This is a genomic window from Vibrio sp. CK2-1, from assembly GCF_021726515.1.
In the GTDB taxonomy this organism is placed as follows: Bacteria; Pseudomonadota; Gammaproteobacteria; order Enterobacterales; family Vibrionaceae; genus Vibrio.
Window position 1 is genome coordinate 1 of sequence record NZ_JAKKCJ010000005.1, and the last position, 23205, is coordinate 23205.

Annotated in this window: 20 protein-coding genes, 1 tRNA gene, 1 rRNA gene and 1 other RNA gene; 18 read left to right on the top strand and 5 right to left on the bottom strand. The window is 43.2% G+C overall.

The features are described 5' to 3' along the window. The first annotated feature begins 8 nt into the window (after positions 1–8). Positions 9–124 (top strand): 5S ribosomal RNA (rrf, locus tag L3V25_RS13155). A 29-nt stretch (positions 125–153) separates the two neighbouring features. Beyond that, positions 154–230, top strand: a tRNA-Asp gene (locus L3V25_RS13160). 556 nt (positions 231–786) lie between these two features. On the opposite strand, the gene L3V25_RS13165 is transcribed toward L3V25_RS13160, so the two are convergent. The 4 genes from L3V25_RS13165 to L3V25_RS13180 are packed head-to-tail and all read right to left on the bottom strand — an operon-like array spanning position 787 to position 4299. Next, entirely contained in the window at positions 787–1521 is a 735-nt protein-coding gene (locus L3V25_RS13165) for a BON domain-containing protein (RefSeq protein ID WP_237295981.1), read from the bottom strand. A 5-nt stretch (positions 1522–1526) separates the two neighbouring features. Next, positions 1527–2117, bottom strand: coding sequence for a phosphoheptose isomerase (locus tag L3V25_RS13170; RefSeq protein ID WP_193001598.1), 591 nt, complete (start codon positions 2115–2117; stop codon positions 1527–1529). Between the two features lie 3 nt (positions 2118–2120). Further along, positions 2121–2504: a YraN family protein gene (locus tag L3V25_RS13175; RefSeq protein WP_237295982.1), complete on the bottom strand. Its 384-nt coding sequence runs from the start codon at positions 2502–2504 to the stop codon at positions 2121–2123. Next, positions 2473–4299 carry a penicillin-binding protein activator gene (locus L3V25_RS13180; RefSeq protein ID WP_237295983.1) on the bottom strand — a complete coding sequence of 609 codons (1827 nt, stop codon included), beginning with the start codon at positions 4297–4299 and terminating at the stop codon, positions 2473–2475. The genes L3V25_RS13175 and L3V25_RS13180 overlap by 32 nt, the downstream gene beginning before the upstream one ends. 60 nt (positions 4300–4359) lie before the next feature. Here L3V25_RS13180 and rsmI point away from each other — a divergent pair, with 60 nt between their 5' ends. The 16 genes from rsmI (at position 4360) to lpxC (ending at position 22623) form a co-directional block, all read left to right on the top strand. Then, positions 4360–5226 carry a 16S rRNA (cytidine(1402)-2'-O)-methyltransferase gene (gene rsmI / locus L3V25_RS13185; RefSeq protein WP_237295984.1) on the top strand — a complete coding sequence of 289 codons (867 nt, stop codon included), beginning with the start codon at positions 4360–4362 and terminating at the stop codon, positions 5224–5226. 60 nt (positions 5227–5286) lie between these two features. Then, positions 5287–5720, top strand: an RNA gene (rnpB, locus tag L3V25_RS13190) — RNase P RNA component class A. Positions 5721–5927: 207 nt separating this feature from the next. Further along, positions 5928–6878, top strand: a complete 951-nt coding sequence (rsmH, locus tag L3V25_RS13195) for a 16S rRNA (cytosine(1402)-N(4))-methyltransferase RsmH (protein ID WP_237295985.1) — start codon at positions 5928–5930, stop codon at positions 6876–6878. A gap of 13 nt (positions 6879–6891) precedes the next feature. Beyond that, positions 6892–7212 (top strand): cell division protein FtsL, encoded by a 321-nt coding sequence (ftsL, locus tag L3V25_RS13200; protein WP_193001608.1) that lies wholly within the window; start codon positions 6892–6894, stop codon positions 7210–7212. Continuing rightward, positions 7209–8966, top strand: coding sequence for a penicillin-binding transpeptidase domain-containing protein (locus tag L3V25_RS13205; RefSeq protein WP_237295986.1), 1758 nt, complete (start codon positions 7209–7211; stop codon positions 8964–8966). The genes ftsL and L3V25_RS13205 overlap by 4 nt, the downstream gene beginning before the upstream one ends. Positions 8967–8970: 4 nt before the next feature. After that, positions 8971–10500 carry a UDP-N-acetylmuramoyl-L-alanyl-D-glutamate--2,6-diaminopimelate ligase gene (murE, locus tag L3V25_RS13210; protein ID WP_237295987.1) on the top strand — a complete coding sequence of 510 codons (1530 nt, stop codon included), beginning with the start codon at positions 8971–8973 and terminating at the stop codon, positions 10498–10500. Next, positions 10497–11897: a UDP-N-acetylmuramoyl-tripeptide--D-alanyl-D-alanine ligase gene (gene murF, locus L3V25_RS13215; protein WP_237295988.1), complete on the top strand. Its 1401-nt coding sequence runs from the start codon at positions 10497–10499 to the stop codon at positions 11895–11897. The genes murE and murF overlap by 4 nt, the downstream gene beginning before the upstream one ends. After that, the gene (gene mraY, locus L3V25_RS13220; RefSeq protein ID WP_237295989.1) at positions 11894–12976 is read left to right on the top strand and encodes a phospho-N-acetylmuramoyl-pentapeptide-transferase; all 1083 of its coding nucleotides are present in this window, start codon (positions 11894–11896) and stop codon (positions 12974–12976) included. Before murF ends, mraY begins: the two co-directional genes overlap by 4 nt. A 21-nt stretch (positions 12977–12997) precedes the next feature. Further along, the gene (gene murD, locus L3V25_RS13225) at positions 12998–14338 is read left to right on the top strand and encodes a UDP-N-acetylmuramoyl-L-alanine--D-glutamate ligase (RefSeq protein WP_237295990.1); all 1341 of its coding nucleotides are present in this window, start codon (positions 12998–13000) and stop codon (positions 14336–14338) included. Positions 14339–14403: 65 nt separating this feature from the next. Beyond that, positions 14404–15630, top strand: coding sequence for a cell division protein FtsW (gene ftsW / locus L3V25_RS13230; RefSeq protein ID WP_237295991.1), 1227 nt, complete (start codon positions 14404–14406; stop codon positions 15628–15630). Next, positions 15617–16681, top strand: coding sequence for an undecaprenyldiphospho-muramoylpentapeptide beta-N-acetylglucosaminyltransferase (gene murG / locus L3V25_RS13235; protein ID WP_237295992.1), 1065 nt, complete (start codon positions 15617–15619; stop codon positions 16679–16681). Before ftsW ends, murG begins: the two co-directional genes overlap by 14 nt. 10 nt (positions 16682–16691) lie before the next feature. After that, positions 16692–18158 (top strand): UDP-N-acetylmuramate--L-alanine ligase, encoded by a 1467-nt coding sequence (murC, locus tag L3V25_RS13240; protein WP_237295993.1) that lies wholly within the window; start codon positions 16692–16694, stop codon positions 18156–18158. 144 nt (positions 18159–18302) lie between these two features. Continuing rightward, on the top strand, positions 18303–19076 hold the full coding sequence (locus tag L3V25_RS13245; protein ID WP_237296101.1) for a cell division protein FtsQ/DivIB: 774 nt from the start codon (positions 18303–18305) through the stop codon (positions 19074–19076). After that, complete coding sequence (ftsA, locus tag L3V25_RS13250; RefSeq protein ID WP_237295994.1) at positions 19073–20350, top strand: cell division protein FtsA; 1278 nt, start codon at positions 19073–19075, stop codon at positions 20348–20350. Before L3V25_RS13245 ends, ftsA begins: the two co-directional genes overlap by 4 nt. A 33-nt stretch (positions 20351–20383) precedes the next feature. After that, positions 20384–21601, top strand: coding sequence for a cell division protein FtsZ (gene ftsZ / locus L3V25_RS13255; protein WP_237295995.1), 1218 nt, complete (start codon positions 20384–20386; stop codon positions 21599–21601). A 98-nt stretch (positions 21602–21699) separates the two neighbouring features. Further along, entirely contained in the window at positions 21700–22623 is a 924-nt protein-coding gene (gene lpxC, locus L3V25_RS13260; protein ID WP_089124898.1) for a UDP-3-O-acyl-N-acetylglucosamine deacetylase, read from the top strand. 79 nt (positions 22624–22702) lie between these two features. Here lpxC and L3V25_RS13265 read toward each other — a convergent pair whose 3' ends face one another. Continuing rightward, positions 22703–23164: a DciA family protein gene (locus L3V25_RS13265; RefSeq protein WP_237296102.1), complete on the bottom strand. Its 462-nt coding sequence runs from the start codon at positions 23162–23164 to the stop codon at positions 22703–22705. Between the last annotated feature and the right edge of the window lie 41 nt (positions 23165–23205).

The following is a 23205-nucleotide window of genomic DNA, read 5'->3' on the forward strand; positions in this document are numbered from 1 at the left end:
AGAATTTGCTTGGCGACCATAGCGCTTTGGACCCACCTGATTCCATGCCGAACTCAGAAGTGAAACGAAGTAGCGCCGATGGTAGTGTGGGGTTTCCCCATGTGAGAGTAGGACATCGCCAGGCTTTGAATTGAAATACTGAATAGACACTGCGGAGTGGTAGTTCAGTTGGTTAGAATACCGGCCTGTCACGCCGGGGGTCGCGGGTTCGAGTCCCGTCCACTCCGCCACTTATTTTAAGAAACCTGATTCGAAAGAGTCAGGTTTTTTTTCGTCTGTTGAAAATGGAATCTATAAGAATCGGTATTGAGAAGTGGTTATTCAGTTGGTTAAAGCAAACTAGCTGTCAGTTTGAGCATACCAAGTAAGGTATTAGGGGATGTTTACAGTTCTTCTACTCCGTCATGAGCATTCTCTCATTCTAAAATACATAGACTTGATTCGAAAGAGTTAGCGATTACTGAGCGAATAAAGAGTGATTATTCTATGCTGTAACTACAAATTTTAGCATTCATTGCTTAGATGCCGTATTAGGTATTGCTTTTTACTACGTAACTCTACCCTTTGGCTATGACAACTTAGCTTATTAAGTATAGAAGCACTTTTACTCTTTCTAAATAAGGGGAGATATATGTGCTGCTTATTGGTATTAGAGTGCAGGTTTTTAGTAGCAAGATCGATTGGAATTACAGAGAGCGGGATAAGTGAATATTTAGCTCTAAAAAAGCAGAGTAATCATACTCTGCTTTCGTTATATGCGAATTAAACCTGTTTGAAGGAGCTAATTTACGGCGTGGTTAATACATCCGTTTCATCAATAGGCGTATCTACACCTTCAATTATTGGTGTAGCTGTGCCATTACTATCGTTTATCGGATCTAATTCTGTTGAAGTGCTCTTATCTTCTTCTAGCGTACTACTCGCCTGATTGGGCTCATTGCTATTTGAAGTCGGAGTTGGCTTGGATTCGATAGACGGCGAGCTTACGTAATTGAATGCTTTGATTACTTTGGAGACATCTTCTATTTTACTAGCAACATCCGCCGCAATTTGAGCGCCTTCTTTCGATATGTTACCAATTAAAAATACTTCTTTATTTTCAGTGGTGACTTTAATGCTGTATTTATCTAGACGATCATCCGATAGAAGCGCGCTTTTTACTTTAGTGGTTAGCCAAATATCATGGCTGATTTGTTGGAATGATAGAGGTTTTGCGATGCGAATTTGGTTATAGACTTTATCTACGTTTGGTAAGTTTTTTACGTAGCCTTCGATGTACTGTCTATTATCTTCATCAACGGATTGCCCTAAAAGTAAGATGTGTCCAGCGCTCGTGATTTCGGAAGTGACGCGAACCTTTCCTCTATATTGAGGGGCTTGATTTAATGCATTGATGTTTGATTGTATGTTTTTTTCTTGCCATTGCTGTTGCTGAGCGGGATCAGAAGAGTTGCCTGTTGAGGCACAACCAGCAATTAAAAATAAGCTAGATAGGCATAAAATAACAACGTTTTTTTTCATATTACTTATCCGTCGTGAGAGGGAAAGATCACTTGATCGACCAAGTCACATAAACAATGAAGTGTCAGCATATGAACTTCATGTATTCTTGCTGTTCTATGTGATGGAATGCGTATTTCTACATCAGACTCACCAAGTAATCCTGCAAGCTCACCGCCATCTTTACCGGTAAATGCAATGATGGTCATATCTCGAGTAACAGCCGCTTCAACCGCTTTGATGATATTACTGCTGTTACCACTGGTAGATATCGCAATCAACACATCTCCGGCTTGGCCGAAGGCTCTTACCTGTTTAGAAAAGATCTCTTGATAGTGATAGTCATTGGCTATAGCCGTTAGCGTAGAAGTATCTGCAGTTAAAGCCATTGCCGGAAGGCTTGGTCGTTCTGTCTCGAAGCGATTGAGTAAGCAAGAGACAAATTGTTGTGCGTTAGCTGCTGAGCCGCCATTACCACAACAAAGGATTTTATTGCCATTCAATAAGCTGCTCACCATTGCTTGTGCAGCATGAGTTATGGCGTCGGGGAGAGACTCTGCTGCGGCAATTTGAATCTGAATGCTTTCTTTAAAGCTATCATTAATGCTTTCTAGCATGCTTTATCCTTGAGTAATTGCATTTTTTATCCAATTGATGTCCTCACCATTTTTATGAATAGCAATGACATCAAAACGAAAGGAGGTTTGCTCGATTGGCAGTGATTGTTTCTTAAGCCACACCATAGCGGTTTTTATCAGTTTTTGAGACTTTTGATAGGTTACCATTTCCGCTGCATGACCAAATGATGATGAGGCTCGATACTTAACTTCGACAAACACAAAAGTTTGTCCATCTTTCATGATTAAATCGATTTCGCCAAAGCGGCAGTTCATATTTCTATCTAACAGTTGAAGCCCTTGGCCAACCAGATATTGACTGGCCAAGGTTTCATATTGAGAACCAATTTCTCGCTTATTTTTGATCTTCTGACTGAAAAGCTTCATGCTCAGCCCAGCTTAGATCTCTTTGTACCACACATTGATCATCGATACTTAAATTGCCCGTTTGACCCTGGTATTGATAGCTTTGGACAACCTTCATTGTTGGAAGTTGTGCAAGTAAACTATATGAATCCATACCTAACGCATGTAGACGCTTTTCTGTGTTGCTGCTTTTTGGCCACAAGTTATCGTACTCAGTCAATTCAGTATTATCTTTATCCAATAGCATTGGAATGTCGCTAAATACAATGCCACTGACATCTTGATAGGCACGAGCTTTACCGTTATTACTGCTAGAGTTAGAGAACAGTTTAGGTGGTTTAGCATCAGGGTTAATAGCGACTTCAATAAATGGTTTTAGCAGCGTTAGCTCTGAGCGGTTTGCGATAATGTAAACGGAATCAATATCTCTACGGCTACGCGCTTCGGTTTCCATCTCCATATTGCTGATTTGTCTGATCTGGTTGATGCGAGCCTGGCTATCAGTTAGGCCGAATGCATCTTTAACATTTTTTTGCAATTCAGCACGGTTACCAAATGGCGTTGACGCCACTGGCGTATTACTTAATTCATTCCATTTTTCTGTAAATGCCTCAGTAATACGCTCACCAAGTTTCCCTTTAGGTGCCAGTACTAGTGGGTATTTAAAACCAGTTTCGAAAATGTGCTTAGCCGCTTGTGCCCCTTCTTGCTCTGGTGATAGCGTTAAGTAACAAACTTGAGAACCTTGCTCTAATTCATCTGGGAAGTTTAGCGCCAACATAGGAATATTGTCGCTATTGATATCCTGTAGCTGTTCTACATTATCTTTGATCAATGGACCAACGATGAAATCAGTATTATTGGCTTTTAGTTGAGCATAAATATCTTGCAGGGTCTGTGTTGACGTATCGTAAACCGTCATTTTTAGAGCAGGATCTTTATCTGCATCATCTGTCATTGCATGAATAAAGCCATCGCGGATTAACTTCGCAGGCATTTCATATTTACCAGAAAGAGGTAGTAGTACCGCGACATTTTGCGGCGTTGAAATGTCTAGATCTAAAATGCGTTGCACATCTTCAGGCGTGTGGGTCACGATTGGATGGCTAATATTGATACCAAACCACTGCTGAAGTTCTGTTTTCAAACCACTTGGATTGTTTAGCTGTGTCTTCATTTGAGTGGCCACATATAACCAACCTTGTAGCTCAGTTTCACTTGGTTGAGCTTCGAGTTGAACAATTTCATCTTTAGAATATTGCTCTAAGTTCTCCCAAATTCGCTTATCGGTTGATTCTTGCTTATTGACAGGTTGAAACTCTTTGTAAGCAATCCATTCTCGGTCGGCATTGAAGAAATCGCGAATATCTTCAAACAATTTAGCGCGTTGTTGATGATAATTACGCCATTGCACGTCCGCTAATTGCCACTGCTGTTGGAAGTTTAACCCTTTCAATGCTGTCTCTGAGTCAATGGTAGCAGCTGTAATTTGCGCTTTTGCTAATTGCCATTCTGCTTGTTGCATATCATTTAAAGGAAATTGAACGATGCGTTTTAGTAGGCTTTGGCCTTGGTCGTAATCTTTTTCAACCACAGAGGCTTTTAGCGCCATAATGAACAAATCAGTCTGCTCAGTCGATGGTTGAGTGTCATTCGCCTCGTTGGTATAGGCAAGTGAGGTTTGCGCCGGTGGGGCAGTAATATCAACTTTATCTGATTCAGACGTAAGTGATGAACACGCTGATACTAATAACATCAAGGCGATAGAAGTAAATAAGCGTGGTACACTGAAGATCTTATGATTCATAATTTGCATGCGTTTTATTCTTTATGTGAAAGATGACTCTATATTAATCGCTCAAGTGACGGTAAACAAATGATAGATAACAAAACTGCTCTTTTAGAGTCCCCAGCCCTGTATATTGTTCCTACCCCAATTGGTAATTTAGGGGATATCACTCAACGATCATTAGATATTTTAAATCAAGTTGACCTGATTGCTGCTGAAGATACAAGGCATAGTGGTCGTTTACTCTCTCATTTTGGCATATCAACTAAAACTTATGCATTACATGATCATAATGAGCAACAAAAAGCACAAGTATTAGTTGAAAAAGTGTTAGCGGGAGAGTCGATCGCATTAGTTTCTGATGCGGGTACACCTCTAATCAGTGATCCAGGGTATCATCTTGTGACTAAATGTCGTCAAGCGGGTGTTAAAGTTGTGCCATTACCAGGTGCTTGCGCCGTGATCACCGCATTAAGTGCTTCAGGATTACCGTCGGATCGCTTTAGTTTTGAAGGTTTCTTACCGGCTAAAAGTAAAGGTCGTAAAGATAAGCTATTAGAAATCAGCAAGGCCGAGCGCACTTGTATCTTTTATGAATCACCTCATCGAATTACAGACAGTTTAGACGATATGCTGGCAGTATTAGGGCCTGAGCGTGAAGTTGTGCTTGCTCGTGAACTAACCAAAACATTTGAAACGATTCATGGCGCGCCGCTAGGTGAGTTGATCGATTGGATCAATGAAGATGACAACCGTAAGCGCGGAGAAATGGTCATTCTTATTCATGGTCATCGAGAAGATAAATCTGCTGATGCGCTTCCTGATGATGCTTTAAGAACGTTAAAAATTTTGACTCAAGAATTACCACTGAAAAAAGCAGCCGCTCTGGTGGCGGAAATTCACAATTTGAAAAAGAATGCCCTATATAAATGGGGACTGGATAACCTAGATTAATATATTTCTATATGTGCCGATTCGCTTGTCTTCTAAGGTGATGTGCGTATAATCCGCGTCGGAGTTGACTGGATAGTCGCTGCTTCGTTGATGTCCTTACTGGTTTTTGCCTAGGTAGAAATCGGTGGGAGACTGTCGGAGGGGAGGAAAGTCCGGGCTTCAAAGAGCAGGGTGCCAGGTAACGCCTGGGGAGCGTGAGCTCACGACAAGTGCAGCAGAGAGAAGACCGCCGATGACGCTATTCTTCATTTCTTCGGAAGTAAGAAGCGAACAGGTAAGGGTGAAAGGGTGCGGTAAGAGCGCACCGTGCGTCTGGCAACAGTTCGTAGCAGGGTAAACTCCACCCGAAGCAAGACCAAATAGGCCCTCACATTGCGTTGCTCGCGTAAGGGGGCGGGTAGGTTGCTCGAGCCAGTGAGCGATTGCTGGCCTAGACGAATGGCTATCGCCGCGCAAGCGGAGACAGAACCCGGCTTATGATGTCAACTCCACCTATTTAAATGAACCCATCGCAGTTTTCTGTGGTGGGTTTTTTTATGAATTTCTTCATTCGTTGTCGCCCTTTTGACCTGCTATTAACGATTCTAGTTAGAATTAGCATAAACTAAGCCAAATAAGCGCAAATATCCGCTGATTTCTTGCGTTGCGCGCCTGACATGAATATCCTAAGCCATTCATCTTAAATTGAGCTATTGAACCCTATGACCGACACCTTCCAACACGTTTCTGTACTCCTTAATGAATCTATTGAAGGATTGAATATAAAGCCAAATGGTATTTATATTGACGGCACATTTGGTCGAGGAGGTCATAGCCGTACGATCTTATCTCAGCTCGGCCCAGAAGGGCGCTTATATAGTATCGATCGAGATCCTCAAGCGATTGAAGAAGCGAAAAAAATAGATGATCCCCGTTTTACCATTATTCATGGCCCTTTTTCTGGTATCCAATCTTATGCTGAGCAATATCAATTAGTTGGTAAGGTTGATGGCGTATTATTTGATCTTGGTGTGTCATCGCCACAACTTGATGATGCTGATCGCGGCTTTAGCTTTATGAAAGATGGCCCGTTAGATATGCGAATGGATCCGACAACCGGTCAATCGGCTGCAGAGTGGCTAGCGGAAGCGGAGCTTGATGATATTACCTGGGTACTACGAGAGTTTGGTGAAGAAAAACACGCCCGTCGTATTGCTCGTGGTTTAGTGGAATATCGTGAAAACCCTGAAAATGAGCCTCTGATAAGAACCAGCCAATTGGCTAAGCTTATCTCAGATGTTGCGCCAAAGAATTTTAAAGAAAAGAAGCACCCTGCAACGCGTAGTTTCCAAGCGATTCGAATTTACATTAACAGTGAATTGGAAGAAATCGATTTTGCTTTAAAAGGGGCGATGAATATTTTAGCGCCAGAAGGTCGTCTTTCTGTGATTAGTTTTCACTCTTTAGAAGACCGCATGGTAAAGCGATTTATGCGCCGTGAGAGCCAAGGCCCTCAAGTACCTCATGGTATTCCTATGACGGAAGATCAAATTAAAGCCTTAGGTTCTGCCAATATGAAAACGGTAGGTAAAGCGATTAAACCGTCGAAATCAGAAGTTGAAGTGAATACACGTTCACGCAGCTCGGTATTACGTATTGCTGAAAAACTATGATCATTAAAATACTATGACAGATAAACAACCACCCACTCTAATACGTAGTATCTGGACCGATCTTATTTCGGTAGGTCGAGTTCCGTTGGTATTACTGCTGCTTATTTTCGTAAGTTCTATAGCGGTAGTGTTAACCACTTATAATACTCGTCATCAAATTACTCTACGTGATGAATTATTAGAAAGTCGCGAGCAGCTTGATAGTGAGTGGCGTAACTTGATATTAGAAGAAAACGCTCTTGCTGAGCATACTCGAGTTCAGAAGGTCGCAATCAAAGATCTTGATATGAAACGTCCTGATTCGGATAAAGAAGTGGTTGTGAATCTTAAATGAAAAAGCCGACAAATAAAAAAACGGTAAAGAACAAGAAAACCGTTAATAAAAAGAAATCATCCCAATCCTCCGATATTTTGATCCCTTGGCGATATAACCTAGTCATAGGCTTTATCGTATTGGCTTTATTTGTGCTGGTAGCGCGAACGGCGTATATCCAAGTGATCGAACCTGACCAACTTATTCAACAAGCCGATATGCGTTCAGTGCGCGTAAAAGCAATAGCAACCGCTCGCGGCATTATCTCTGACCGAAATGGTGAACAGCTAGCGGTGAGTGTTCCTGTGCAAGCCGTTTGGGCAGATCCTGCCACCATCATTAAAGAAAATGGTCTTGATGAGCTTGATCGTTGGTATGCACTCGCTAACGTACTTGGGCTCGATCAACAAGGCTTAGTGGATAAAATTCGCCAGAATAAACGTAAGCGCTTTATCTACTTACAACGCCAAGTTAGCCCTGCAATGTCTAAATATGTTCGAGAGTTGAAATTGCCAGGTATTGGCCTGAAAGATGAATCTCGTCGCTTTTACCCAGCCGGGGAAGTCAGCGCCCATGTTGTTGGTGTGACAGGGATTGACGGACATGGCCTTGAAGGCATGGAACGAAGTTTTGATGATTGGTTAACGGGAGAAGCCGGTAAGCGAACCATTCGAAAAGACCGTTTTGGACGTGTTGTTGAAAATATTTCATTAAAAACACAAGAGCCGGGTAAACCTTTACAACTGACTATTGATCAACGTTTACAGGCAATTGCCTATCGTGCCATTAAGCAAGCGGTAGCCGATTTCCGAGCCACTTCAGGAACTGCCGTTCTGGTTGATGTGAAAACCGGTAATGTATTGGCGATGGTTAATGCACCTTCCTATAACCCGAATAACCGCGAACAATTGCAAAGTTTCCGCATGCGTAACCGTGCGCTTACCGATTCTATTGAACCTGGTTCAACCATGAAGCCATTCGTGATCTTGGCGGGTTTAGATAAAGGCATTATTGACGATAAAACGGTTATCGATACCGGCAATGGCATCATGCGCGTTGGTGGTAGTCGAGTTCGAGATTCTGAGCGCGCTGGTAAAGCCGATTTAACGACTATCCTAAAGAAATCAAGTAACGTAGGTGTAGCAACCATTGCTTTGAAAATGGATGTACGTGAAATTCTTGGCATGTACAGCGGAGTAGGCTTTGGTAATGTTTCCGGCCTACGCTTACCGGGTGAAGTCACCGGTATATTCCCAGATCGCCGTCGTTGGTCCCCATTTGAACAAGCGACCTTAGCCTTTGGTTACGGTATTTCAGTCACACCACTACAGCTTGCGCATGCTTACGCTACTCTAGGTAATATGGGGGTGAATAAGCCGCTGCATATCTTAAAAGGAAGTACATCTGGTCGTACTTTTAGAGCTGCCGATGCCGATGCGGCTCGTAAAGTGGTCGATATGCTTGAGCAAGTTACTCATAAAGGTGGTACCGCGCGTTCGGCTAAAGTACCGGGTTATCGTGTCGGTGCGAAAACAGGTACATCACGTAAGGCAAAAGCGGGTGGATACAGTGATCAATACGTTGCATTAACGGCTGGTCTTGCGCCAATTAGTGATCCTCGCTTTGCATTAGTTGTAGTCGTCAATGAGCCACAAGGTGATCAGTTCTATGGTGGTTCGGTTGCAGGCCCTGTTTTTGCCGAAATTATGAAAGGGGCTCTGCAAATTATGAACGTCACGCCAGATGCGACACCTGAATCTGAGGCTGGAGAATAAAGATATGGCTCGATTACTTTCCGATTTGTTAAAACCTTGGATTGAATTAGATTCTGAATTCGCCATTAGTGTCGCGAATTTACAGCTTGATAGTCGTAAAGTGTCTGTTGGCGATGTATTTGTTGCCATTCAAGGGCATGCGATTGATGGACGTGTCTTTATTGATAAAGCGATTTCTTCTGGTGCGGTTGCGGTTATTGCAGATGCTAGCAAGGAAAATCCTCACCAAGATGTTGAATGGCGTGCTGGCGTGCCGGTTATTTACTTATCAGAAATTGGATCGCAGCTTTCACACCTTGCGAGGAGTTTATATCAGTTTGCTCCGATGCAATTAATCGGCATTACTGGCACCAACGGGAAAACCACCATTTCACAGTTGATTGCCCAGTGGATAGACTTGGTCGGTAAAAAAGCCGCCGTGATGGGAACAACAGGCAATGGATTTTTGAATGATCTAAAACCTGCGGTCAACACCACGGGCAATGCAATTGAAATTCAGCAGACATTAAGCCAATTGCAACAACAAGGTGCTCACTATACGGCATTAGAAGTTTCCTCCCATGGTCTTGTGCAAGGGCGTGTTAAAGCCTTGCCTTTCGCTGCTGCTGCATTTACCAACTTAAGCCGTGATCATCTTGATTATCACGGCAGCATGGAAGAATACGCGGAAGCCAAATTCAGTTTGTTTTCTCAACATGACTGCCAACATAAAATTATTAATGCAGATGATGAGGTTGGTCAGCAATGGCTTGAGCGTTTACCTGATGCCATTGCCGTTTCTTTAGCTAAGCCGCAACTTTCTTCGACAAACTTATCTTTGACAAATCTCGCTTCGACACACCCTGCTTCAACACATGATTGTTTGTGGGCCAATGAAGTTCACTACTCAGATGCCGGCATCAGCTTATCGATTGATGGACATTGGGGAACCGCCGATCTGCAAGCCCCGTTAATTGGTGCTTTCAATGCCAGTAATTTGCTGGTGGCGTTAGCAACTTTGCTGAGTCTAGGTTTTGAATTAGATAAGTTAGTTCAAGTTGCTCCTCAATTGACGCCGGTAATCGGTCGTATGGAGCTTTTCCAAGCATCTAAGCCGCAAGCTAAAGTTGTCGTAGACTACGCACACACACCAGATGCGTTAGAAAAAGCATTGATGGCTCTACGTGTTCATTGCCAAGGAAAGCTTTGGTCAATCTTTGGTTGTGGTGGAGATCGTGATTCCGGTAAGCGCCCAATGATGACGGAAATATCTGAGCGCCTTGCCGATGAGTCGATCATTACCGATGATAATCCACGCTCAGAAGATCCGGATCAAATCGTCGCCGATATGTTGCAAGGGGCGGTAAACCCAGAACAGATTCATGTGATCCACTCTCGTTACCAAGCGTGTCAATATGCTCTGCAACAGGCTGGTGAAAACGATATTATTTTATTAGCGGGCAAAGGGCATGAAGACTATCAAATCATTAATGGTCAAACCGTACATTATTCTGACCGCGAAACCGTACAAGTTTTATTAGGATTACCCTTATGATCCCATTTTCTTTACAGCAACTCGCACAGATCACCTCAGGTACTCTTATCGGTGACAATACCGACATTACCTCGGTGACGACAGATACTCGCAGCGTTGAATCCGGCGCTTTATTTGTTGCCTTAATTGGTGAGCGATTCGATGCTCATGATTTTTGTCAGCAAGCGGTAGATTCTGCTGCCAATGCGTTATTAGTTTCTAAGAAGCTCGAACTCAATATTCCACAAGTTGTTGTCGCTGATACTCAAAAAGCACTCGGTCAACTTGGACAATGGATGCACCAACAATCAAAGGCGAAAACTTTAGCGCTGACAGGAAGCTGCGGAAAAACCACAGTCAAAGAAATGTTGGCCGCTATTTTAAATCAAAAAGGCCAAGTACTTGCTACAGCCGGTAACTTTAATAATGAAATTGGTGTTCCGTTAACGCTGTTACGTACTCAAGCAAATGACGATTATGCAGTGATTGAATTAGGCGCGAACCATTTAGGTGAAATCGCTTATACCACGAGCTTGATTCAACCTGATATTGCGTTAGTGAATAATGTTGCCGCCGCGCACTTAGAGGGCTTTGGCTCAATTGATGGCGTGGCAAAAGCGAAAGGTGAGATTTACCAAGGCCTATCTGCTGGTGGCGATGCAGTCGTTAACCTAGACAGCAATGGGTTGTCTCATTGGCAATCTATCTTGGCTGATAAAAATGTTATCACTTTTTCGGTCGATAATTCGGATGCAGACTTTTATTCACAACAGATTGAAGTTAACCAGCGCGGTGAAGCTTCATTTGTTTTAGTAAGCCCTCTAGGTGAAAAATCCGTGAGCTTACCTATGATCGGCAAACACAATATCAGCAATGCTTTGGCTGCTGCCGCGATGGCGATTCAAGCGGGAGCGACGTTAGATGAAGTGGTTAGTGGTTTACAAATACCAAGTCATGTTAAAGGCCGAGTGGAAGCGATTGATTTAACCGAACAAGTACGCGTGATTGATGACAGCTATAATGCGAGCGTACCTGCGATGAAAGCTGCCGCCGATTTATTGGCAAACTATCAAGGTACACGTTGGTTGATTCTTGGTTATATGGCAGAGCTTGGTGATGAAAGCCAGGCGTTACACCAAGAAGTTGGCGAGCATGCGGCGCAATATAATTTTGACTATGTCCTCACTTTTGGAGAGGATACCGCGATTATTAGCCAGCTTTGCCAGCAAACCGATGATTTATCGACTTGTGGTAAACATTTTACTACCCATAGCGCTATGATTGATTTTATTAAGCAGCACTTACCTAACCCAAAACTAGAAATGCAAGCAGACCAAAAACACACTTTACTGATCAAAGGGGCAAACAGCTCTAAAATGAGTCAGGTTGTTGCTGCTTTGAAGGAGAACTACGCATGATTATTTGGCTCGCAGAACTGTTACAGCCATATTTATCCTTTTTCCGATTGTTTGAATATCTCTCTTTTCGAGCGATTTTGAGCATTTTGACCGCTTTGGGATTATCTCTTTGGATGGGACCTAAACTTATCCAACGTTTACAGCTTTTACAGATTGGCCAAGTTGTGCGTAATGACGGCCCTGAATCTCACTTTAGTAAACGTGGCACCCCAACGATGGGCGGTGTGATGATACTGGCGGCGATCACGGCGACCGTTTTCCTATGGGCAGATTTATCTAACCCTTATGTTTGGGCTGTGATGGCTGTACTGCTTGGCTATGGTGTCATCGGTTTTGTGGATGACTACCGTAAAGTGGTGCGCAAAAATACCGATGGCTTGATTGCTCGCTGGAAGTACTTTTGGCAGTCAGTGATTGCACTAGGCGTAGCGTTTGCTCTATATGCAATGGGCAAAGATACTTCAGCGACTCAGTTAGTAGTTCCTTTCTTTAAAGATGTGATGCCACAGCTTGGTTTGATGTATATCGTGCTAACTTACTTTGTCATTGTTGGTACCAGTAATGCAGTGAACTTAACCGATGGCCTAGATGGCTTAGCGATTATGCCAACGGTATTAGTTGCATCTGGCTTTGGCGTTATTGCTTGGGCAACGGGTAACGTTAACTTCTCTGAATATTTGCACATTCCTTATATTCCCTACACCAGTGAACTTGTGATTGTTTGTACCGCGATAGTCGGCGCAGGCTTGGGCTTTTTATGGTTTAACACCTACCCAGCACAAGTATTTATGGGCGATGTTGGTTCATTAGCGTTAGGTGGTGCTTTAGGTACGATTGCTGTTTTGGTGCGCCAAGAATTTGTATTGGTGATCATGGGCGGTGTATTCGTGATGGAAACCCTGTCGGTTATCTTGCAAGTTGGCTCTTATAAACTACGTGGTCAGCGTATTTTCCGTATGGCGCCGATTCACCACCATTACGAATTAAAAGGTTGGCCGGAGCCTCGCGTTATCGTGCGTTTTTGGATCATCTCTATCGTGCTGGTATTAATTGGCTTAGCGACACTGAAAATACGTTAATTTTTTATAGGATATTACTTTATGTCACACTCATTATTAGCAAAATGGCAAGGGATACAACGTGTCGTTGTGGTTGGTTTGGGTGTGACGGGGTTATCCGTTGTTCGATATTTACAAAAATTGCCGCACGATCTATCGATAAAAGTTATTGATACGCGTGCAGAACCACCCGGTGTGGAATCGCTGGATGCTAGTGTTGAAGTACATACTGGTAGTTGGCAGCTTGATTGGTTGTTGGAAGCCGACTTAATTGTGACTAATCCGGGAATTGCATTAGCCACTCCTGAGATCCAACAAGCGCTGGCAAACAATATTCCGGTAGTCGGTGATATCGAGTTATTCGCATGGGCAGCTAATGCTCCAGTGGTTGCTATCACAGGTTCAAATGGCAAAAGTACAGTCACCGATTTAACGGGCGTTTTGGCAAAATCTGCCGGGTTAACGGTTGGCGTCGGTGGCAATATCGGTGTGCCAGCTTTGGAGCTACTCGCAGATGATGTGGATTTGTATGTGTTGGAACTCTCTAGTTTTCAATTGGAAACCACATCTTCATTGAAATTGGCCGCGGCTGCTTATTTGAATCTTTCTGAAGATCACATGGATCGCTATCAAGGCATGGAAGACTATGCTGAGGCCAAGCAACGTATTTTCTTACATGCCGACAAAGCGATTGTTAATCGTGCTGAACCTGATACCTATCCCAAAAATGATATTCCAGTTGTCAGTTTTGGCTTTGATGAGCAAGACTTTGGTTTGGTGTGGTTAGAAGCGCAAGAATATCTTTCTAAGCAAGGCCAACCAATTGTCGCTGTTGAGGATTTAAAACTCGTCGGCCGACACAATATCGCCAATAGCTTAGTTGCTTTAGCCTTATTGGATAGTGTTGATGTTGAATTATCGAGTGTAGTGCCAGCGCTGAAAACTTACTCAGGGCTAACACATCGCTGCCAATTAGTTGTGGATAATAATGGCATCAAATGGATCAATGATTCTAAAGCAACCAACGTAGCAAGTACCTTAGCGGCATTATCTGGGTTGCAATTAACGGGCTGCTTGCATTTGTTGGTCGGTGGTGTTGGAAAAGGAGCGGATTTCTCTGAACTCGCACCTGTGCTGCAAAGCTTAAATGTTCAATTGCATTGCTTTGGTCAAGATGGTGACGCGTTTGTTCCGCTACACTCTTCGGCACAACGCTGGGAAACCATGGAGCAAGCCATTAAGTCGTTTCACAATGAATTAAAAGCCGGTGATTTAGTTATGCTATCGCCTGCTTGTGCCAGTTTTGATCAATTTAAAAACTTTATGGCCAGAGGAGATGAGTTTACTCGTCTGGCGCAACATTATGCGAAATTATCGTCTTAATAATTTTTCTCATTGCTCATTTATCGGATTGAAGGCTGACCGTGGTTAAAGCAAAAGTGCAAAATATGGGTAAAGGATTTCAAGGGTGGGTGAGTCAAGCCTCTCCTGATGTGCTTTACGATCGTCAATTAGTTTGGTTAGCATTTGGCTTAATGTTAATTGGTCTGGTGATGGTAACGTCAGCGTCTTTTCCTATCAGTACTCGTCTAACTGGCGAACCGTTTCACTTTATGGTGCGACATGGCATATTCTTATTTCTCGCTTTATGTGCCGCGACGGTGGTGGTACAAATCCCGTTAGAACGTTGGATGAAGCATAGTATGCACTTACTTTTGCTTTCTATGTTTTTGTTGTTAGTAGTATTGCTGGTAGGGCATTCCGTTAACGGTGCGTCTCGCTGGATCCCATTAGGCTTATTTAACTTACAGCCTGCGGAAGTGGCAAAGTTATCTCTGTTTGTCTTTATGTCTAGCTACCTAGTTCGTAAGCATGATGAGGTCAAAAGTTCATTTTTTGGTGGGTTTTTAAAGCCTATTATGGTGTTTGGCTGTTTAGCGGTATTGCTACTTGCTCAGCCTGATTTAGGTACTGTGGTGGTAATGTTGGTGACGTTATTCGGCATGCTATTTATCGCAGGAGCCAAACTAAAACAGTTTATTGCTTTGTTATTGGTCGGTATCGGCGCAGTAGCTTTGCTTATTTTGGCTGAGCCTTACCGTATGCGTCGCGTAACCTCATTCATGAATCCATTTGAAGACCCATTCGGTAGTGGCTATCAGTTAACCCAATCGTTAATGGCATTTGGTCGTGGTGGTTTATTTGGCCAGGGGTTAGGTAACTCGATTCAAAAGCTAGAATATTTGCCCGAGGCACATACTGACTTCGTGTTTGCGGTGGTGGGCGAAGAGTTAGGCTTTATTGGCGTGACATTAGTCTTGTTGATGATTTTTGCTTTGGTATATAAAGCATTATCGATTGGTAAGAAGTCGCTTGAATCGGGCCATTTATTTGGTGGTTTCTTAGCAACTAGCATTAGTATTTGGTTCGCATTTCAAACCTTAGTTAACGTTGGTGCAGCGGCTGCGATTGTACCGACTAAAGGTTTAACATTACCTTTGATCAGCTATGGTGGTTCTAGTCTTATTATTATGATGACGGCGGTAGCACTGTTGTTACGTATTGATTATGAGCGTCGCTTGGCAGAGTTGTCAGGTAGCACCAAACCGATAAGTGAAAAGAAATCTCAACCAGAGCAAACCCAACAAGAATTAAGTGATAATGAAAAAGAATAAACGTTTATTAGTAATGGCTGGTGGTACTGGTGGGCATGTTTTCCCCGGTTTGGCTGTGGCGAAAAAGTTGCAACAACAAGGTTGGGAAATTCGCTGGCTAGGCACACCGGATCGTATGGAAGCAGATTTAGTACCAAAGCATGGTATTGAAATTGATTTTATTCATGTAAAAGGTCTGCGTGGTCAAGGGCTTGCTAAGCTAATTAAGGCCCCTTTCCAAATTGTTAACGCCATTATGCAAGCGAAAAAACACATTAAAGCTTGGCAACCAGATGTGGTTTTAGGCATGGGTGGCTATGTCAGTGGTCCGGGTGGTGTTGCGGCTTGGATGTCTGGTATTCCAGTGGTTCTGCACGAGCAAAATGCCGTCGCTGGTTTAACCAATCAATGGTTATCTAAAATAGCCAAGAGAGTGATGCAAGCATTCCCTGGTGCATTTCCCAATGCTGAAGTGGTGGGAAATCCTGTGCGCCAAGATGTCGTCGAGATTGCTGAGCCACAACAACGCTTAGAGCAACGCGATGGACCTATCCGTATTTTGGTTATGGGTGGCAGCCAAGGTGCTCGAATACTTAATACAACGTTACCTCCTGTAATGAAAGCTTTAGGTGATGATTACGAGATCCGCCATCAAGCGGGTAAAGGTCAGTTGCAAATGGTAGAAGGCTTATACCAAGAAAACCAAGTGAATAATGCTCAGGTTACCGAGTTTATTGATGATGTGGCGCAAGCTTATGAGTGGGCAGATTTATTAGTATGTCGCTCTGGTGCTTTGACGGTTTCTGAAGTTTCTGCAGCTGGTGTTGGGGCTATTTTTATCCCCTTTATGCATAAAGATCGCCAGCAAGCCCTGAATGCTGATCATCTTGTTCAATGTGGTGCTGCCTTAATGATTGAGCAGCCGGATTTGACTGAACAAGTTTTAATGGAACAAATACAACAACTGGATCGGACTCAGTTACTAGCGATGGCAGAAAAAGCACGAGCGGCTGCCATTACCGATGCCGACACACGAGTTGCTGAAGCGATTATCGCTGTAAGCCAAGATTGAGAAAGAATTGATGTTAACAAAACAAAATCCCAACCTATCTGAACTACGTTCTATCGTACCCGAAATGCGCCGAGTAAAGTGCATTCACTTTGTGGGTATTGGCGGTGCTGGCATGAGTGGTATTGCTGAAGTTTTACTTAATGAAGGTTATGACATTAGCGGTTCTGATTTAAATGAAAACACCGTAACCGAGCGTTTGAAGTCAAAAGGGGCGACAATATATATTGGTCACCAAGCGACTAATATTGAGAAAGCCAGTGTAGTGGTGGTCTCGACTGCAATTTCAACCGAAAACCCTGAATTGGTTGCGGCTAAAGAGTTACGTATTCCAGTGGTACGTCGCGCCGAAATGCTCGCTGAACTGATGCGTTTTCGTCATGGTATTGCGGTTGCCGGTACTCACGGTAAAACCACAACCACAGCGCTTGTCACGCAAATTTATTTTGAAGCCGGTCTCGATCCTACCTTTGTTAATGGTGGATTAGTGAAAAGCGCCGGAACTAACGCGCGCTTAGGCTCTAGCCGTTACTTGATTGCTGAAGCCGATGAAAGTGACGCATCCTTCCTGCATTTACAACCAATGGTGAGTATTGTTACCAACATCGAAGCCGATCATATGGATACCTATGGTGGTGATTTTGAGACGTTGAAGCAAACTTTCATCGATTTCCTGCATAATTTGCCATTTTATGGTCAAGCGATCATGTGTATTGATGACCCTGTTGTCAGAGAGTTGATCCCAAGAGTTAGCCGCCAAGTGATCACTTATGGCTTCTCTGAAGATGCGGATGTTCGAATTGTTAACTACCATCAAAAAGGTCAGCAAGGGAAATTTACCGTAGTCCGCCAAGGGCGTGCTGATTTAGATATTACGTTAAATATCCCTGGTAAACACAATGCGTTAAATGCCTCTGCGGCTATTGCGGTCGCCACTGAAGATGATATTGCCGATGATGCGATTGTACGTGCTTTAGTGAGCACTCAAGGTACTGGTCGTCGTTTTGATCATCTAGGTGAGTTTGAAACGGGTAATGGTCAAGCCATGCTGGTGGATGACTACGGCCACCATCCAAGTGAGGTCGACGTTACTATTCAAGCGGCTCGTTCAGGTTGGCCAGATAAGCGCTTAGTGATGATTTTCCAACCCCATCGCTATAGCCGTACACGCGACTTATATGATGATTTCGCGAATGTTCTCGAAAAGGTCGATGTGTTGATTATGCTTGATGTCTATTCTGCAGGTGAAAAGCCGATTGCGGGAGCAGACAGCCGTTCTTTATGCCGCACGATTCGTAGTCGTGGCAAAGTGGATCCAATATTTGTGGATTCATCGAATAAACTACCTTCAACCTTGGCGAGTTTATTAGAAGATAATGACTTGGTTTTAACTCAAGGGGCGGGTGATGTTGGCCGTGTCGCAAAGAGCTTAGCCGATTTTCAGCTGAATATTGACAAAATGAAAGTCATTAGTGAGTAAAATAGCTGCAAGTTGTCTTGGCACTCAGGCCTTGGGTCAGTATAATCCCTGTTAATTGTAGTTATTTTCAGGGATGTACCATTAGTTAACCTCAGATTATGGGCATTTAATGAATATTTTAGAGTCTAACTGCTCATTATGAATATCACCGCGGAAGATTTGGTTGAAGGCAATACTCAATCACCATCATCGAAACAGCATTGGGTCGGTGGCGTTTTTTTACTATTAGTCGTGATTGGTATTGGTACTTTAATTTATTCAACTTTTAGCTGGATGACCGATGACCAGCGTTTACCTCTTTCGCGTTTAATGGTTGAAGGGGATTTGCATCATGTAAGTCCTAAGCAGGTACAAGGTGCTTTAGCTGAACTACCACGCATGGGAACATTTATGACCCAAGATGTGGACCAGTTACAGCAAGCGTTACAAACCTTACCTTGGGTTGCTCAAATTTCGATCAGAAAACAATGGCCTGACCTAGTTAAAGTCTATATTGTTGAATATAAAGCGCTTGCGATTTGGAACGGTAATTCGCTATTAAATCCTGAAGGTCATATTTTTAATGGTCACCCAGAAGATGCGCCTGAAAATACGGTGAACCTATACGGACCAGAAGGTTCAAGTGAACAAGTCTTGTCGGTTTGGCAAAAAAGCACGCAAAAATTAAAGCCGTTAGGTCGTACTATTACATCGGTTGTATTAAATGATAGACGCGCATGGCAATTAATATTAGATAACGGTATTCGCTTAGAGCTCGGAAAAGATGCTCGTGAAGACCGTTTGAATCGTTTTATTAAACTTTATAGTCGTTTGGGCGATAAAGTAGAGCAAATTAGCTACATCGATCTTCGATATGATACTGGGGCCGCCGTTGGTTGGATTCCAGATGATGATTCAGCACAAGAGAGAAATAAATGACGAAGACCGCAGAAGGTAACATAGTCGTTGGTCTTGATATTGGCACAGCTACTGTATCCGCGTTAGTAGGTGAAGTTCTTCCTGATGGACAAATTAACATCATCGGAGCCGGAACGAGCCCATCTCATGGTATGGACAAAGGTGGTGTTAACGATCTTGAATCGGTTGTAAAATCCGTTCAGCGCGCTATCGACCAAGCCGAATTAATGGCAGAATGCCAGATTACAAGTGTCTATCTTTCTCTTTCAGGTAAGCATATTGCTAGCCGTATAGAAAAAGGTATGGGGGCGATTTCAGAAGAAGAAGTCTCTCAAGACGATATGGATCGTGTTATTCATACGGCTAAATCGATTAAAATCGGTGAAGAGCAGCGTATTTTGCACGTCATTCCGCAAGAGTTCACCATCGATTATCAAGAGGGGATTAAAAACCCTTTAGGTTTATCTGGTGTTCGTATGGAAGCAAGTGTTCACTTGATTTCTTGTCATAACGACATGGCAAGAAATATCATCAAAGCGGTAGAACGCTGTAATTTAAAAGTGGAACAGCTGATATACTCAGGCTTAGCATCAAGTAATGCGGTTATTACTGATGATGAGCGTGAACTCGGTGTCTGTGTGATCGATATCGGTGCCGGTACAATGGAACTATCCATCTGGACTGGTGGTGCGCTACGTCACACAAAAGTATTTTCTTATGCTGGTAATGCCGTAACAAGTGACATTGCCTTTGCATTTGGTACACCTGTCAGCGATGCTGAAGAGATAAAAGTTAAGTATGGTTGTGCGCTTAGCGAGTTAGTAAGCAAAGACGATACTGTTAACGTACCAAGTGTTGGTGGTCGTCCTTCTCGAAGTTTACAACGTCAAACTTTGGCAGAAGTGATAGAACCCCGATATACTGAGCTTATGGGCATGGTTAATCAAAGCATTGATTCTGTGCAAGCAAAGCTACGTGAAGATGGAATTAAACATCATTTAGCCGCAGGTATTGTGCTAACCGGTGGAGCATCACAAATTGAAGGATTAGTGGAGTGTGCAGAACGCGTATTCCGCAACCAAGTAAGAATTGGTAAACCCCTAGAAGTCAGAGGGTTAACTGACTACGTTAAAGAGCCATATCATGCAACGGCGGTTGGATTATTACATTACGCCAAAGACAGCCAGTTTTATGATGAGGGTGAATATCAACACACAGCACCAAAGCAGCGCTCTGGTAGCTCGTTTACTGATATCATTCAAAAGCTACGTAATTGGATACAAAAAGAGTTTTAACCTGAGGCGAACAGGAAGAAACGGAGAAAACACATGTTTGAACCGATGATGGAAATGTCTGACGATGCTGTAATTAAAGTCGTTGGAGTTGGTGGCGGTGGCGGCAACGCCGTAGAACACATGGTGCGAGAGTCCATCGAAGGGGTGGAATTCATCAGTGTTAATACGGATGCCCAAGCGCTACGTAAAGTAAGTGTCAGCAATGTTATTCAAATTGGTGGCGATATCACTAAAGGTCTAGGTGCCGGAGCAAACCCTCAAGTAGGTCGTGACTCAGCATTAGAAGACCGTGAAGCGATTAAAGCTGTTTTAGCTGGCGCTGATATGGTGTTCATCGCAGCTGGTATGGGCGGTGGTACGGGTACTGGTGCAGCGCCTGTGATTGCAGAAGTTGCTAAAGAGCTTGGTATTTTAACCGTAGCGGTTGTGACTAAACCGTTTAGCTTTGAAGGCAAAAAGCGTATGGCTTTTGCTGAGCAAGGTATTGAAGAGCTTTCAAAGCATGTTGATTCATTGATCACCATTCCAAATGAAAAGCTACTGAAAGTACTTGGCCGTGGTATTACATTGCTTGAAGCCTTTGCTAAAGCGAATGATGTACTACGTAATGCTGTTCAAGGTATTGCTGAGCTGATTACTCGCCCTGGTATGATGAATGTTGACTTCGCCGACGTACGTACGGTGATGTCTGAAATGGGTCATGCCATGATGGGTAGCGGCGTCGCTACTGGTGAAGACCGTGCAGAAGAAGCAGCTGAAATTGCTATTTCAAGCCCATTACTAGAAGACATCGATCTTGCTGGTGCGCGTGGTGTGTTAGTTAACATCACTGCTGGTCTAGACATGCGTTTAGAAGAGTTCGAAACCGTAGGTAACACAGTTAAGGCATTTGCCTCAGATAATGCAACGGTTGTTATTGGTACTTCTCTTGACCCTGATATGAGCGATGAAATCCGCGTGACTGTTGTTGCAACGGGTATTGGTAACTCACATCAGCCTGATATCACTTTAGTTAAAGGTAGTTCAGCAAAACCAGTTTCAGCACCTCAACCTGCAGTGCAAGCGCCAGCTCAACCAGCAGCTAAGCCTGAGGAAGAAGCGCCACAGCCAATGCTTCGTACCAACAAAGCACCGGCGACAAGTTCTTCATCAAGCTCTTCGAATGAAAATTCAAATACGGTGAAGAAGCCGGATGAAAATGACAGTGGTTACCTTGATATCCCTGCATTTTTAAGACACCAAGCTGATTGAGTTTTGCACAATTAGTTGAAATGTGTCTAAAATGTGATAAGATATCTGACCAGTCAGGTATTGGCTGCGATATGTAGCGTAAATTAGAGGCAAATTAGATGATCAGACAACGTACATTGAAAGAAATGGTGAAAACGACTGGTGTGGGTCTCCACTCTGGACGTAAAGTCACGCTTACGCTACGTCCTGCACCAGCTAATACCGGTATAATTTATCGTCGCACAGATATGAATCCACCAGTGGATTTCCCTTCTGATCCAAACTCAGTACGCGACACTATGTTGTGTACTGCGTTAGTGAACGATGAAGGCATTCGAATTTCTACCGTTGAGCATTTAAATGCGGCTCTAGCGGGTATGGGAATCGACAACATTATCATCGAGGTTGATGCACCTGAAATTCCAATTATGGATGGCAGTGCTAGCCCGTTTGTATATCTGCTGCAATCAGCAGGCGTCGAAACTCTAAATGCACCAAAACGTTTTATTCGTATTAAAAAGCCAATTCGTATCGAAGACGGTGATAAGTGGGCAGAACTTGTTCCTTATGATGGTTTCCGTATGGATTTTGAAATTGAATTTGATCACCCTGCTATCGATTCTGAACAGCAACATATGTTGTTTGATTTCTCTTCACAGGCGTTCATCAAAGATATTTCTCGCGCTCGTACCTTTGGTTTTATGCGTGATATCGAATACTTACAGTCACAGAACCTATGTCTAGGTGGTAGCTTTGACTGTGCAATCGTTCTTGATGAATACCGCATCTTGAATGAAGAAGGCTTACGTTTTAGTAATGAATTTGTTACGCACAAAGTATTAGACGCCATTGGTGACTTATACATGTGTGGCCATAGCATTGTTGGTGAGCTTCGTGCTTATAAAACAGGCCATGCTTTGAACAACCAGTTATTGCGTGCAGTTCTAGCTGACCAAGAAGCTTGGGAATGGGCAACGTTTGAAGAAACTGCCGGTTCACCAGTTGCATTTGGTGAAGTTATGCCGAATACAGTATTAGCTTAAGATTGAATTAAGCGTTGAAGAAGCCAGGCTGAAAAGTCTGGCTTTTTTATTACCTAAAATTTATCAAAACAAGAAAGAGTTATTTGTTTTTTGATTGGGCAAGTTTGGCTAGGCTTTCCATTCGCTGTTTCAGCTTAGGTGGCGCTAAAGAGGCGGCCATTAGAATAGATTGAGCCGCTTCCTCGCTTAAAGCGTGTTGCTTATAAGTCACTTCTTTTTCTTTGAGTGATTCACTGCGATATAGCTCAGGATTTACTTTAAATTCGATCCCAGCCAAACGAGAAAATCCTGCCGCTCTTAGCTCAGATAAAATCCTGATCCGTTCATAGTTGAGTTTCATTTGGAAAGAAGCATTCGCCACTTCGATCAGTAGTTGGTTTTGGCGAACATTGGCCGCTCGACAATGAGCTAATAAGTTCTTCGGCAAGATACTTTTTAGTGCTTGGTTGATCGATAAAATTTCAGAAACATGCTGAGAAAAGGCCTTTAACTGGCTATCACCAATCAGGTCTTGTGTTAGTTTTGGGCGGTGGTCTCGCATAAAATATCTCATCATATTAAAGCTTAATCGTAATATTATGC